The organism is Paractinoplanes brasiliensis (genome assembly GCF_004362215.1).
Lineage (GTDB): Bacteria > Actinomycetota > Actinomycetes > Mycobacteriales > Micromonosporaceae > Actinoplanes > Actinoplanes brasiliensis.
On sequence record NZ_SNWR01000001.1, the window covers coordinates 4,810,742 to 4,823,703 of the forward strand.

12 protein-coding genes are annotated in these 12,962 nt (G+C 73.1%); 9 read left to right on the forward strand and 3 right to left on the reverse strand.

What is annotated here, in order from left to right:
* Positions 1-6: 6 nt before the first annotated feature.
* The 4 genes from C8E87_RS21845 (at position 7) to C8E87_RS21860 (ending at position 5,185) form a co-directional block, all read left to right on the forward strand.
* Entirely contained in the window at positions 7-1,908 is a 1,902-nt protein-coding gene (locus tag C8E87_RS21845) for a glycosyltransferase (RefSeq protein WP_133874818.1), read from the forward strand.
* Positions 1,898-2,563, forward strand: coding sequence for a hypothetical protein (locus tag C8E87_RS21850; RefSeq protein WP_133874819.1), 666 nt, complete (start codon positions 1,898-1,900; stop codon positions 2,561-2,563). Before C8E87_RS21845 ends, C8E87_RS21850 begins: the two co-directional genes overlap by 11 nt.
* Positions 2,564-2,566: 3 nt before the next feature.
* Positions 2,567-4,159 carry a hypothetical protein gene (locus tag C8E87_RS21855; RefSeq protein WP_133874820.1) on the forward strand — a complete coding sequence of 531 codons (1,593 nt, stop codon included), beginning with the start codon at positions 2,567-2,569 and terminating at the stop codon, positions 4,157-4,159.
* Positions 4,160-4,249: 90 nt separating this feature from the next.
* Positions 4,250-5,185 (forward strand): class I SAM-dependent methyltransferase, encoded by a 936-nt coding sequence (locus tag C8E87_RS21860; RefSeq protein ID WP_239079864.1) that lies wholly within the window; start codon positions 4,250-4,252, stop codon positions 5,183-5,185.
* On the opposite strand, the gene C8E87_RS21865 is transcribed toward C8E87_RS21860, so the two are convergent.
* The gene (locus tag C8E87_RS21865; RefSeq protein WP_133874821.1) at positions 5,179-5,664 is read right to left on the reverse strand and encodes a CAP domain-containing protein; all 486 of its coding nucleotides are present in this window, start codon (positions 5,662-5,664) and stop codon (positions 5,179-5,181) included. The two genes, C8E87_RS21860 and C8E87_RS21865, sit on opposite strands and share 7 nt — an antisense overlap.
* 228 nt (positions 5,665-5,892) lie before the next feature.
* Between C8E87_RS21865 and C8E87_RS21870 the strand changes: the two genes are divergently transcribed.
* From C8E87_RS21870 to C8E87_RS21885, 4 genes are read left to right on the forward strand one after another with little or no spacing between them, the layout of a single operon-like run.
* The gene (locus C8E87_RS21870; protein WP_133874822.1) at positions 5,893-7,443 is read left to right on the forward strand and encodes an amino acid adenylation domain-containing protein; all 1,551 of its coding nucleotides are present in this window, start codon (positions 5,893-5,895) and stop codon (positions 7,441-7,443) included.
* A gap of 1 nt (position 7,444) precedes the next feature.
* Entirely contained in the window at positions 7,445-8,143 is a 699-nt protein-coding gene (locus C8E87_RS21875) for a hypothetical protein (protein WP_239079865.1), read from the forward strand.
* A 60-nt stretch (positions 8,144-8,203) separates the two neighbouring features.
* A complete protein-coding gene (locus tag C8E87_RS21880) occupies positions 8,204-9,163 on the forward strand; it encodes a glycosyltransferase family 2 protein (RefSeq protein ID WP_133874823.1) in 960 nt (319 codons plus the stop codon).
* Positions 9,150-9,527, forward strand: coding sequence for a GtrA family protein (locus C8E87_RS21885; protein WP_133874824.1), 378 nt, complete (start codon positions 9,150-9,152; stop codon positions 9,525-9,527). Before C8E87_RS21880 ends, C8E87_RS21885 begins: the two co-directional genes overlap by 14 nt.
* 28 nt (positions 9,528-9,555) lie before the next feature.
* Here the strand turns inward: C8E87_RS21885 and C8E87_RS21890 are convergent, their stop codons facing one another.
* Complete coding sequence (locus C8E87_RS21890; protein WP_133874825.1) at positions 9,556-10,803, reverse strand: nucleotide sugar dehydrogenase; 1,248 nt, start codon at positions 10,801-10,803, stop codon at positions 9,556-9,558.
* Positions 10,800-12,626 (reverse strand): stealth family protein, encoded by a 1,827-nt coding sequence (locus C8E87_RS21895; protein ID WP_133874826.1) that lies wholly within the window; start codon positions 12,624-12,626, stop codon positions 10,800-10,802. Before C8E87_RS21895 ends, C8E87_RS21890 begins: the two co-directional genes overlap by 4 nt.
* Positions 12,627-12,717: 91 nt before the next feature.
* Here C8E87_RS21895 and C8E87_RS21900 point away from each other — a divergent pair, with 91 nt between their 5' ends.
* Positions 12,718-12,948 (forward strand): hypothetical protein, encoded by a 231-nt coding sequence (locus C8E87_RS21900; RefSeq protein WP_133874827.1) that lies wholly within the window; start codon positions 12,718-12,720, stop codon positions 12,946-12,948.
* Positions 12,949-12,962: the final 14 nt, after the last annotated feature.

Consider the following 12,962-nt stretch of genomic DNA (forward strand, 5'->3'; position numbering starts at 1 on the left):
CTGTTGGTGCGGGTCGTTGACCATGCCGTGTACGACGTCGCCATCCTGTCCGACCTGCGACACCCGGGCGGCAACTCGGCGAGCATCGTCGCGGAGGTGCGGGCCCAGGCGGCCGCCGGCCTGACCACTGTGCTGGTCCACGTGCCCTCGCCCCGGCTCCGGCACGTCCGCCCGTTCGAGTCGCGGGTAGTCGCCTGCCTGCGTGACGGGCTCGCCGACCTGGCCGATGACGACGACGAGATCGACGCCCGGGTGCTGCTGATCCGCCGGCCGGGCGCCTTCACGATCGATCCGCCCGCCGTTCGCGCGGGGCACACGATCGCCGTGCTCGACCAGCTGCCCGGAGATTTCGGCGAGGTGCGCGAGCACGTCGAACGCCGCTTCGGCCCGCTGGTGGTGTGGGCGCCGGTGAACGCGCGGGTCCGCGAGGAGGTGCTGCGGGTCGCGCCGGGGATCGCGCTGCCCGAGACCGACTGGCACGAGATCATCGACGTGGCCGAGTGGCGGCACGAGCGCCGTCCACATTCGACGGTCCCGGTGCTCGGGTGGCACAGCGGGCCCGACGCGGGCGAGTGCCCCGACACGCCGGACGTACGGGTGCGGCTGCTGGGCGGCGGCGAGTCGTTCCGCGAATTCCTCGGCACGCTCGACTTCTTCGTCCACTTCCCGGACCCCGTACGGGCGCCGGCGGGCCGGTCGGTCCTCGAGGCGATGGCGAGCGGGGTGCCCGTGATCGCCGCCCCGCACCTGCGTTCGGCTCTCGCCGAGGCCGCGGTCTACACGCACCCGGCCGGCGTCCGCGATCTCGCCCTGCGCCTGCACCAGGACAGGCCCGCGTACGAGGCTCTGGCCGCCCGCGCCCGTTCCTTCGTGACCGAGCAGTTCGGCAGCGCCTCGCACCTGGCCCGGCTCGCCTCGCTGGGTGTGCTGCCCCGCGCGGCCGTCCCGTCGCCGCGCACGGAGATGCAGCCCAGCGCCCGCCCGGCCCGCCGGGTCCTGCTCGTCGGCGACGACATCGCCCGGTTCCGGGCCGTCGCGCGCCGGTTGCCGGCCGACATCGAGCCGGTCGTGGTCGCCGGTTCGGCCGGGCTGCCCGCCGCGCACGCCGCCGGTCTGCTCACCGAGTACCTGCCGTCCGCGGCCGACCTCGGGGCGCCCGAGAACCGCTGGGCCGGGTTCGTGCGTGACCGGCTGCGCCACCTGATCGAGCTCTACGGCCCGCGTGCGGTGCTGGTCGGCGGGGTGCCGCACGACGGGATCGTCGCCGCCGTCGAGGAGAACGAGGGTCCGCGCTGGCTGTGGCTGCGGGCGGCGATGTGGCGTCGCGGCGCCGGCGGGCAGTGGGCGGCCCGCGGCGCGTTGTTCAGCGGGATCCTGGAGCCGGGCGAGTTCGCGGCCGGCGGCGACGAGGGCTGGACCACCACGGCGCGGGCCGGGGTGAGCACGGTCGACCCGATCACCGAGCTGCCGCGTAAGCCCCGCCGCCGTACGGCGGAGAATACGCTGCTCTGCCGGGGCGTGGTCGCCTCACTGCCCGGCTTCACCGTCGCCGAGGCCCGTCCCGGCGAGCTGGGCGGCATCGCCGTGGCCGTGTCCCGGGCCGACTACACGAACTTCCACGAGCTGATCGGGGCCCGGGTGCCGACGGTGTTCGTGCCCGACCCCGACGGCGCCGACGACGAGCTGGCCCGGGCCCGGTTCGCCGCCGCGGCCGGGGTGGCGATCTGCGCGACGACCGACGACGAGGCCGCCGCGGCACTCGAACGGCTGGCCGATCCGGCGGCCCGGGAGGCGCTCGCCCGGCGCTGCGCCGAGCTCTCGTTCGGCAACGGCGCCGGGGACGCCGCGGCCTGGCTGGCCGGGCACTGCCGGGAACGATCCGGGACGGGGGTCCGAAGTGCTCGATGAGCCCGACGCGTCCGACCTCGCCCTGGCCCGGTGGGAGGTGGCCACGCTGACCGGCCGGTTGCGCTGCGTCGAGGACGAGCGCGATGCCGCCGTACGGGAGCGGGACCGTCAGCGGGAGCTGGTGCTGGCGTTGCGCCGCAGCCGCTCGTACCGGCTCGGTCGCACGCTGGTCGACCTGGCCCGCGACCCCATGCGCGAGGGCCCGTCGATCGCCGGCCGGGCGGCCCGGCGGCTGCGTCGTCGCGCGGTGATCGAGGCAGCTCGTCCCCGTCCGCCGGCGTCACCCGCGCCCCCGGTGCCGGGCCGGGTCTACGTGGCGATCGGGTTGTCCCGGGCGGGCTCGCACGCGCTTGTCCGGGCGCTGCGCCAGCGGGTGCTCGTCGACGCCGACCACCTGCCGGTGGTGGTCACCGACCAGCCGGCCCTGCGCGGCCTGCAGGTGCCCGGCGTGGTGCTCGAATACCTGCCCGACCCGGCGACCTGGTCGCGGCACGAACCCGGTTCGCGGTGGGAGTCGCTGCTGGCCGGCCGGGTCGCCCAGCTGTGCCGCGACCATCGGGCCTCCCGGGCGACGGTGATAGATCCGCGGGACCCGCCCACGCTGGCCCGGCTGCTCGAGAGCGTCACCGATCGATCGGCGGGCTCGTTGACCTGAGGCATGAGCGCCCCGACGCTGGATGCCCCGCCCGCCGCCCCGCGCGTGGGCCTGCGTTTCGTCGTCGAGGGGCCGCCGGTCGGCGCGCTCTGGCGGCGGGCGCTGCTGCGGGCCGTGCTGGTGCCGTTGCCGGTGCTGGCCCCTCTGGTCGCGCTGGCGCCGAGCCGGGACCACCGGTTCAACCTCTACTGGCACGGCGGCCTGTTCCGCGACGACCCGCTGCGGATCGTGCCGCACACGCTCGACTCGCTCCCCGGCTACCTGCGGCTGGGCAACTTCCGCCTGTTCGGCCGGATGCTCGAGAAGGCCCTCGACACGGCCGCGTATGCCCTGAGCGAGGTGCTGGGCCTGCCGGTGAACGTCGGTTTCCGGCTCGTCTCGTTCCTGTCGGCGCTGCTGCTGTGCGTGGTTGCCGTCCTGCTGGCCGAGAGCGTGGTGGCCCGGGGCGAACTGTTCCGTCGTCCACCGTCCACAGTGGCGGCGGTCGTGCCGTTCGGGGTCGCGGCCGGGTTCGTGGCGTCCGGCGGGTCGAGCCCGATCGTGTTGTTCGGCGGGCTCTACCTGGCGTCGGCCGCTCTCGTTCTCGGAGTTGCCGCCGGGCTCTGCCGCATCGATCCCGGCCGGCCGCTCCGCTGGTGGTGGATGCCGTTGCTGATGCTCGGCGGCGCGGCCCTCGCGGCCTTCAACGAGATCGCCGCCCTCGCCCTGCCGCTCGCCACCCTGGCCGTGCTGCTGCGCGGTTGGCTGGTGCTCGGCCTGTCCCCGGGCCGGTTGTTCACCGCGGCCCCCGCCCGTGCGCTTTCGTTGCTGTGGCTGGGTTTCCTGCCGATCTTCCTTGCCGTCCGGGTCGTGATCCAGCGCTATTGCTCGACCGGCGACTGCTACAAGGGTTCGGACGTGCGGCTCACCGCCGACAGCTTTCAAGCCTTCCCCGTACGCGCTATCGACTGGCTGCCTCCGCTGATGTGGCGCGCCGCGACGGCCGGTGGCAGCGCGCGCCCGTGGCTGGGCGGAACGGTTCTGGTGGTCGCGCTGATCGTGCTGGGACTGCTGGCCCGGCACGCGATTCGCGACCTGCCACGGCTGTCCCGGGTGAGCGGGCGTGCGGCGCTCGCCCTGGCCCTGACCGCCGGCGCGCTGGTGCTGCTGGGCGCCGCGATGGGGTCGCTCAACGCCGACGTGCAGCACCTGGTGACGGGCGGGAAGTGGGGCTGGGGGTGGCGTGACTCCGCGGTGACGACGACGGCGGGGGCGTTGCTCGTGGCGGCGGCGCTGCACCTCGTACGGAAACGTGGGGTTGTCCTGATCGCCGTGGTGCTGCTGGCCCTGACGGCTGCCGTGTCCGCCGCCGCCAACAAGCGTCAGCGGGACACCACGATGGCGACGCCCGCGGCCCGGCTCGCCGACCGGATCGCTGTCGAGATGGCCGACTTCGACCCGGGTCCGGACGGCGCGGCCCGTCGATGTGCGCTGCGGGCCGAGTTCCTGAAGCTGTACGGGGATTGGCCGTTCTCGGTGCACCGCTTCGACGAATCACTGGAGGCCGCCTCCCAGCAGCGGGCCGGAGTCGCGTTCTGCCCGGGCCCGCGCGGATGAGCAGCGGGCCGGGACCGCGCGGGGTGCGGGCGTAACCAGGGACGCCGGGCCGCGTTGACGTGGACGAACCGAAGATCAGGAGGAGGGCCGATGCGTCGTTTGCGCAGCCTCACCCGGCGTCAGGCGATTCTGGCGGCCGGCGCGTGCGTGCTCTGCGCGGCGGTCGCGGCGGCCGCGCTGACCGGGAACGTCACCGTCGCCCTGACCCTGCTGGCGGTCTTCTTCACGATCCTGTTCGGCGGCCTGCTGCTGATCGCGCGGCGGATCTCCGGGCTGGCCCGGGCGCAGCGCCGGCAGCAGAACGACGTGCGCGCGGTGCTCGACCAGACCCAGCGGCGGCTGCTCGGCGCGATGGAGGATCTGTTGCTGCACTCGGGTGACCGGCACCGGGAGCTGACCGGCGCGCTGGCCGGCCAGATGCGCACGCACACCCGCGACATCGAGGCCATCGTCCAGCTGTTCCAGCGGGTCACGCCGCGGGCGCCGATGCCACCCACCCCCGCCCCGGCCGAGTTGCTGGAGCTGTTGCACCTGATCCGCACCCGCAAGCCGCGGCTCGCCGTCGAGCTCGGCAGCGGAATGTCGACGGTGTGGCTGGCGTACGCGATGGAACAGGTCGGCGGCCGGCTGGTGTCGCTGCACCACGAGCCGGACGCGGCCGAACCGGTCCGGGCCGCCGTGGCCACGCACGCGCTCGTCCCGGTGGCCGAGGTGCGGGCGGCGCCGTTGCGCCCGGTGCCCGTGGGGGAGAGAACCTTTCCCTGGTACGACCTGGAGGCGCTGGCCGATCTGCACGACGTCGACCTGCTGGTGATCGCCGGGCCGCCCGGCACGACCTCGCCCGACGCCCGCTTCCCGGCGATGGCCCTGCTCGAGGAACGGCTGGCCGACGCGGCGGCGGTGTTCGTCGCCGACGAGCGGGACGTGCTGGGACGGTGGCTGGAAACGACGGAGGGCCTCACCCGTGAAGGTGAGGCCCTGCTGTCCTATCGCCGTGTGGTGCGGCAGTTGAGCCGGTCTCAGTAACCGAACTCCTGCGAGATGTACGGGGTGCCGTTGGCGGCCACGGCGACGCTCACGCCGACGGCCTTGGCCTTGCAGTTGAGCAGGTTGGCCCGGTGGCCGGGGCTGGCCATCCACGCCTTCACGACGTCGGCGCCCGTGCGGTAGCCGTACGCGATGTTCTCGCTCAGCGGGCGGACGTAACCCGCCTTCTTGATGCGGTGGGCGAACGTCGAGTTGCTCGCGCCGACGTGGCTGAACTTGCCGGTGCGGGCCATCCAGGCGCTGTGGCCGGTGGCGGCGCGGGTCAGGGCCGGGCTGATGACGACGGCCTTGCAGCCCTTGGCGGCGCGCATCTTGTTGGTCTGGGTCACGATGTCGGCCCGCATCTTCGCGGTGCCGAGCGGCGCGGCCTGGGCCGCCGATGCGAACGCGACCATCACAAACAGGGTGGCGGGGATCATGGCGATCAGGGCCAGACGCTTGGTGATCGAGGAGCGCATCGACTGCCTTTCGTTGATGTCCGCGCCGGCTCCTACCGCCGCGTTCAGGGTTCTGTTCGACGCGCGGGCAGTGAAGATGACCCATGTTCGGGTGCGCTGCCGATGCCCTTCGGTTGCCGCCCGGTTGACTACGCCACCCCGGTTTCTGTGACGTTGCCATCACGGTGCGTGCCGGGGATCGTTGAGCCGGTAGACGGACAAAACGGACAGTGGAGAGGGGGGTTCGCGGTGACCACGACCGTTCACGACGTGGCGATCCTGGCCGACTTCCGCTTCGCCGGGGCGGGTGTGGCGGCCGAGGTGCACGCCCAGCACGAGGCGGCGCTGAGCACGGTGCTGGTGCACGTGCCCCGCGACGCGCGCCCGCTGCCTTTCGCCCCGCGCGTACGCGACCTCCTGCGCGACGGCGCGGCCACCCTGGCCCGGGAGGACCAGCCCACAGCCGTACGCCTGCTGGTCGTTCGCGGCTCCGACCTGCTGGACGAGGCGCGCAGGCGGGTGCGGGCCGAGCACACGGTGGTGGTGGCCGACCAGCCGCCCGCCGCGGCCGGCCTGCCCGACGACGTCGAGTGGGCGCCGGTCGACGACCGGGTGCGCGACGCCATGCCCCTGCTGTGCCGGCTGACCGTGCAGAACTGGCACGAGATCGTCGACGCGGCAGCCTCCTGGCAGGAGCACCCCGAGCGGTTCCGGGCGCTGGAGCGCACCTCGGGTCACCAGTCGCATCTCAGGCGGCTGGCCGGTTTCGGCATCCGTCCCCGGATCAGCGCGCCGGCCCTTCCCCGCGAGCCCGGCCCGGTGCCCCCCGCGCCCGCGCGCCGCATGCTGCTGGTGGGCGAGCCCTACCGGCTGCTCGCGATCGCCCGGCGGCTGCCCGCCGAGCTGGCGCCCGTCATCGTCACCCGGTCCTACACCTCCCCGGCCCACGGCTTCCTCAGCGAGCACATCCCGCCCCGCGAGGCGCTCGGCGCTTCCGGGACGGCCTGGAACCGGATGCTTCGCGACCGCCTGACCCACCTGGTCGAGCTGCACCAGCCCGAGATCGTGGCGGTCGACGACCTGCCCTGCGAGGGAATCGCCGAGGCCGTCCGGGCCCACCCGCGGGTGCTGTGGGTGTGGGTGCGGCAGGCGATGTGGCCGCGCGGCGCGGGGCAGGAGTGGATCACCGAGGGCAAGGTCTTCGATCACGTGCTCGAACCGGGCGAGTTCGCCGCGCCCGCCGACGACGGGCCGACCGTGGCCGACCGGGCCAACGCGCACCGGGTCGAGCCGATCACCCTGCTCGACGCGGGGGAGCTGCTCGACCCTCACGCCGCCCGGGTCGACCTCGGGCTCGACGACCGGCCTGCCGCGCTGGTGCGGCTGAACGAGAGCCGGGTTGTCGAGCGGCTGGAGGCACACGGTTTCCAGGTGGTCGTCCGCTCCACGGGGGTCACCCGTTACCTGCGGGCGTTCGACCTGGTGGTGAGCTCGGCCGACTACGACGCCTATCACGAGCAGCTGCGCTTCGGCATTCCCACGGTCCTGGTGCCACGGCTCGGCGCGGCGCTGGACGACCAGCTCGGCCGGGCCCGGCACGCCGACGCCGCCGGGGTGGCGCTGGCCGTCGAGGACCCGGATTCCGATGAGTTGGAGCGGGCGCTCGACGCGGCGGCCCGCCCCGAGAAACGTGCCGTGCTGCGCGCCCGCTGCGAGGAGCTGACGTTCTCCAACGGCGCGTCCGCGGCCGCGACCTGGCTCGGTGGGCTCGCTGCCCGCCACGACCGTACGGGAGGCTGACGTGCCCGAAACCGCTTCGCAGGCACTGGCACGGCCGGCGTCCGCGCCCGAGCCGCTCGACACCGCCCAACGGGCCCGCTGGGAGCTGGCCGCGATGGCCGGCCGGCTGCGCATGCTCGAGGCCCGGCTGGTCGAGGAGCGGCACCGCGGCGACGAGCTGCGCCGGGAACGTGACCGCGAGCGCCGCCGGGCCGAACGGCTGCGCCGCAGCGAGTCGTACCGCATCGGCTCCGGGCTGCTCGCGCTGCTCAAGAACCCGGTGGTGGCCGCGCCGCGCCTGACCCGGTCGGTGCTGCGGCGCCTGCGCCGGCCCGGCCGCACGATCCCGCTGCCGCTTGAGCCCGCCGGCGTACCGGCCGTCGCCGCGCCGCGACCGCCGGTCCACCTGTACGTGGTGATCGGGCTGGAGTTCGAGGCGGTGCGGGAGTTCGTGCTGACATTGCGCCAGCGGCTGCAGGTCGACCCCGACCACCGGCCCGTCGTGATGACCGACTGCGAGTCCTTCGCCCTGCTGCGCGACCTCGGCGTGCTGCTCGAATACCTGCCCGACCGCGCCACCTGGGAACGGCACCGGCCCGACCGCTCGTGGGAGGACGTGCTCTCGGAGCGGCTGTCCCGGCTGTACCGCGACCACGAGTCGGTCCGCACGATCATCATCGACAGAACCCATCCGCCGTCTTTGGCCGAATTGTTGCGCTGAGCCGGTTTGTAACTTTTGCGGCCGTGCCGTCGTTGGGCGAGCGTGACCGTATCGAGCCCGATGATCTCCGTGGTCGCGCCCGTCTTCAACGAGGGCGCCGGTGTGGAACGCTTCGTGGGCCGCCTGACCGAGGTGCTGGCCGGCGCCGGCCTCACGTACGAGCTGGTGCTGGTCGACGACGGCTCGACCGACGACTCGTGGGACTTCGTGGCCCGGCAGGCGATGCTCGACGACCGGGTGCGGGGCCTGCAGCTCTCCCGCAACTTCGGCAAGGAGGCGGCCGTGCTGGCCGGGCTCGAACACGCCGCCGGCGACGCCGTGGTGGTGATCGACGCCGACCTGCAGCATCCGCCCGAGGTGATCCCCGAGATGGTGCGGCGCTGGCGGCAGGGCGCGCACGTGGTCGAGGCGGTCAAGCGCAGCCGTACGGGCCAGGGCCTGGTCGGCAGGCTCGGCGGGCGGGCGTTCAACAAGGCGTTCACCGGACTGACCCGGGTCGACCTGATCGACGCGACCGACTTCCGGCTGCTCGCCCGCCCGGCCCTGGAGGCGCTGCTGCGGCTGCCCGAGCACTCGTCGTTCTTCCGCGGCACCAGCAGCTGGATCGGTTTTCGCCGCAGCACCATCGAGGTCGACATCTCCGAACGTGCGGGCGGCCGGTCCCGCTGGACGTTCGGCGCGCTGTTCCGGCTCGCGGTCAACGGGCTCACCTCGTTCACCTCGGCCCCGCTGCACCTGGTGACCATGGTCGGGCTGGCCTTCGCCGGGTTCGCCGTGCTGCTCGGCGCGCAGACCCTGATCCGCTGGATCGGCGGCGACTCGGTGGCCGGCTTCCCCACCGTCATCCTGCTGCTTCTCGTGATGGGCACGTTCCTGCTGCTGGGCCTGGGGGTGATCGGCGAGTACCTGGCCCGCATCCACGAGGAGGTGCGGGGACGTCCGCGCTACCTCGTGCAGGACAGGGCGGAGCGGCAGGTCGGGACGGCTCTGCCCGAGCAGTGGGCCCGTGCGGAGCGCTGAGATCCTCCGGTACGCCGTCAGCGGCGGGGCCGGCGCCCTGACCCACCTCGGCGTCGGGGCGCTGCTGGCGGCGGGACTGGGCGTCCGAGCCGTGATCGCGTCGGGCGCGGGATTCGCCGCGAGCGTCCTGATCTCGTACGGGCTGCAAAGGTCCTGGGTTTTCCGCTCGACGGCCGGGCATGTGCTCACGGCCGGGCGCTTCCTGACCGTGACGCTGGTGGCCCTCGCGCTCAACAGCCTCATCCTGCTGCTCGGCACCGAGGCCCTGGACATCCCGTTTCTGGGCGCGCAGGGGGTGGCGCTGGTGACGATCCCGGTCGTCAACTACGTGCTGAACTCGCGCTGGACCTTCCGCGTCTCTTGATTTCGTACGGCTTGCGCATCGCCCCTGCCTAGAGGCGGTGCGCCTGGGGGAGCGTGGTGGCGCCGCGGGTGTCGAAGAAGCGCTTGGCCAGCGCGGCCAGCTCGTCCGCGTCGTACGCGCGGTGGTTCTGCACCAGGATCACCAGGTCGGCCGAGATCACCGAGCCCCGCAGGTCGCCGGCCCGGGGCGCGATCCAGTCGGTCACGTACGGGTCGTGGAACGTCACCTCGGCGCCCAGCGCCTGCAGCTGGCGGGCCAACGGGGTGGCCGGTGACTCGCGCTGGTCGGCGATGTCGGGCTTGTAGGTGACGCCCAGCAGCAGGATCGTCGCGCCGTGCACCGCCTGGCCGTCGGCGTTGAGCAGGTTCTGCGCGCGACGGGCCACATAGGACGGCATCGTCGCGTTGATCTCCTGGGCCAGCTCGACGAACCGGAACGGGTAGCCGAGTTTGCTGCGGACGTTGTGCGACAGGTAGTTCGGGTCGATCGGGATGCAGTGACCGCCCACCCCCGGGCCCGGATAGAACGCCTGGAAGCCGAACGGCTTGGTCGACGCGGCCCGGATCACGTCCCACAGGTCGATGCCCAGCTCGTGGCAGAACCGGGCCATCTCGTTGACCAGCGCGATGTTCACGTGGCGATAGGTGTTCTCCAGCAGCTTCGCGGTCTCGGCCTCCCGAGTTCCCCGCGTACGCACCACCGTCTCGACGAACCGGCCGTAGAAACCCGCCGCCCGCAGCGTGCAGCCCGGCGTGAACCCGCCGACCACCTTGGGGGTGTTGCGTGGCCCGAACAGCTCGTTGCCGGGATCGATGCGCTCGGGCGAGAACGCCAGGTGGAAGTCCACGCCCGCGGTCAGCCCCGACAGCTCCTCCAGCAGCGGCCGTACGACCTCGTCGGTGGTTCCCGGATAGGTGGTGGACTCGAGCACCACCAGCATGCCCGCCCGCAGGTTCCGCCCGATCGCCGCCGTGGCCCCGGTGACCGCGGTCAGGTCGGGCCCGTCCCCCTCGGCCAGGGGCGTCGGCACGCAGATCACGGCGGTGGCGGCGGTGGCGATCAGCGACTCGTCGGTGGTGGCCCGGAAACCGCCCGCCAGCATCTCGGCGATGTCGGCGTCGCTCAGGTCGTCGACGTGGGAGCGGCCGTCGGCGAGCGCGGCGACCACGCGGGCGTCCACGTCGAACCCCAGAACGGACAACCCCGACCGTACGGCCTGCTGGGCCAGCGGCAACCCGACGTACCCGAGCCCCAGCACCACCACGTCGGTGCTCACCGGACCGCCTCGGGGACCGGCTCGGCCCGCTTGATCTGCCGCGCCACCACCGGCGTACGGGGAAATGGCCTCTCCCACCGGGACGGGAAGGGCAGATAGGCGGGCAGGAACTCGGCCAGCAGCGCGGCCTGCTCCTTCACGATGCCGGCGCCGGAGTCGGTGTCGTTGAGGCAGAACGCGTCGAGGTGGCGCTTGTGCAGCAACCGCGCCAGGTGGAACGGCGTCGCGGGGTCGGCCAGGTCGGTGTAGAGATAGCTGATCTGCCCGGGGGCGGCCCGGCCGGTCAGATAGGCGTAGTACTGCTGCAGCGACGACAGCATCGCGATGTCCTCGGGGTGGCGGAACTGATGCCCCGCGGTCGCCTCGACCTCCTGGGCGAACCGCACCTCGATCTCGGCCAGCACGCTGCGCCGCGACGGGTGCGGCGTGTGCTTCATCTTGCGGGTGAGCACCCGGCCGAACGCGCTCTGGATGAGCCGGCGGTTGTTCTTGCCGGCCGAGTCCGCGGGGCGGTCGGCGGGCGAACGCGGCGCCGAGTCGACCAGCGCGCCCGACGGGAAGAACCGGGTGAGCCCGCCCGGCGTGAAGAACAGTTCGGGCGCCACCGGCCGGCCCAGGAACACGTCGTCGTTGAGATACAGGAAGTGCTCGGCCAGCCCGGGGACGCGATGCAGGCGCGACTCGATGGCCTGCGAGTTGAACGTGGGCAGCCGTCCGGTGTCGCCGAAGATCTCGCGATGGCTGACCACGGTCAGGTCGCCGCGGGACGTGTCGAGCCAGGCCGGCACCTGATCGTCGGTGACCAGGAAGACGTGGCGGATCCATGGCGCGAACGCGTGCAGCGAGCGCAGCGAGTAGCGCAGCTCGTCCCGCGAGACGAACCGGGAGTTGTTGGCCGTCTGCCCGTTCGTGCCGGCGACCCACCCGTTCTCGCGCAGCGCCTCGGCCTTGCGCGCGTGCCAGGCCGGGTCGCCGCCGTCGACCCACGTGTAGACGGCGTCGATCGGGAACGCCACCCGATCCGGGCTCACCATCGTGAACACCTCACGGGTGCGGTAGCGGCGGGTGGTGCCGGGCGCGCCGAACGGGCCGAACACCGGCTCGGCGACCACGATCTCGGGCTCGTCGACCGGCACTGTGTCGGCCACCGGGTTGCTGCGCGGCCCGACCAGATTGCCGTCCTCGCGCCGCCAGAACTCCACTTCACACCCGTACGCGGGGCCGAGCGTGAGACGGCCGTGCGGGTCGGTCACGGGCCAGCTCACCCGTACGACCCGCCCCGGGATCACGCGGTCGAGCCGGCCCTCGCCCCGGGCGGTCACCGTGGCCAGCGCGGTCAGGGCCCGCGCGCGGTCGGCGGCGTCGACGGCCACCCCCGTACGGGTCAGCGACGCCACCGGGATCCGGAACCACTCGATGTCCGCGCTGGTCAGGGTGTCCAGCACGCGGTCGAGGTTCTCCCGGCGCACCGCGGCTGGACTGGCGTCGAGGCAGCGCCGGGCCCGCATCCTTCCGATGGGTGTGCGGACCCGCAGGGTGGGGGCGTCGCCGATCGGCTTGAGGCGGGGGCGGGGGCTCAGCGGCGCGAGGCGGCGGGCCACCCGCAGGCGGTCGGGCTCGGGCACCAGGGGGAGGACGCGGCTCTGCAGGTGGTGCAGGAGGCGCCGCCGTACGGGCCAGGGGGCCAGACGGATGATCCGCACGCCGTCGTCCTTCCGCGGGGGCCGTTCGGACTTTTTGGTCACGACCCACAACGGCGCTTCCGGGAAGAAGTTGCGGCGCGGCACCCGCGTCACCTCCGGAATCAGTGGTATAGCGGGCATTTCGGACAGGGTATTCAGGGTTACCACCGATGCGCCACGTTGCCCCGGTGAGTCATGGTGGAGTTCGCAGCTTCGACTCGGGGAGGCCGAGATGGGTAAGGCCGTAGCGTTTCTGGTGGCGCTGATCGCCGGAGTGATCGTGGTCGGCTGGGTGGTCAGCTCGTTGCTCGGGCCGGCCCTGTTCTACCTGATCGTGGGGGCCCTCGCGATCGGCGGCGGTTACTACCTGTACGCCAAGGCGAAGAAGTCGATCGCCCCCGGCACGCGCACGCAGCGCCGGATCGAGGCGGCCGCGAAGACCTACCGGATGCGCAACCGGTAAGGCTTCCCGCGGGC

Coding starts and splice junctions, on each gene's coding strand:
- C8E87_RS21855 (WP_133874820.1), top strand. CDS start 2,567: ATGAGCGCCCCGACGCTGGATGCCCCGCCCGCCGCCCCGCGCGTGGGC.
- C8E87_RS21860 (WP_239079864.1), top strand. CDS start 4,250: ATGCGTCGTTTGCGCAGCCTCACCCGGCGTCAGGCGATTCTGGCGGCC.
- C8E87_RS21865 (WP_133874821.1), bottom strand. CDS start 5,664: ATGCGCTCCTCGATCACCAAGCGTCTGGCCCTGATCGCCATGATCCCC.
- C8E87_RS21880 (WP_133874823.1), top strand. CDS start 8,204: ATGATCTCCGTGGTCGCGCCCGTCTTCAACGAGGGCGCCGGTGTGGAA.
- C8E87_RS21895 (WP_133874826.1), bottom strand. CDS start 12,626: ATGCCCGCTATACCACTGATTCCGGAGGTGACGCGGGTGCCGCGCCGC.
- C8E87_RS21900 (WP_133874827.1), top strand. CDS start 12,718: ATGGGTAAGGCCGTAGCGTTTCTGGTGGCGCTGATCGCCGGAGTGATC.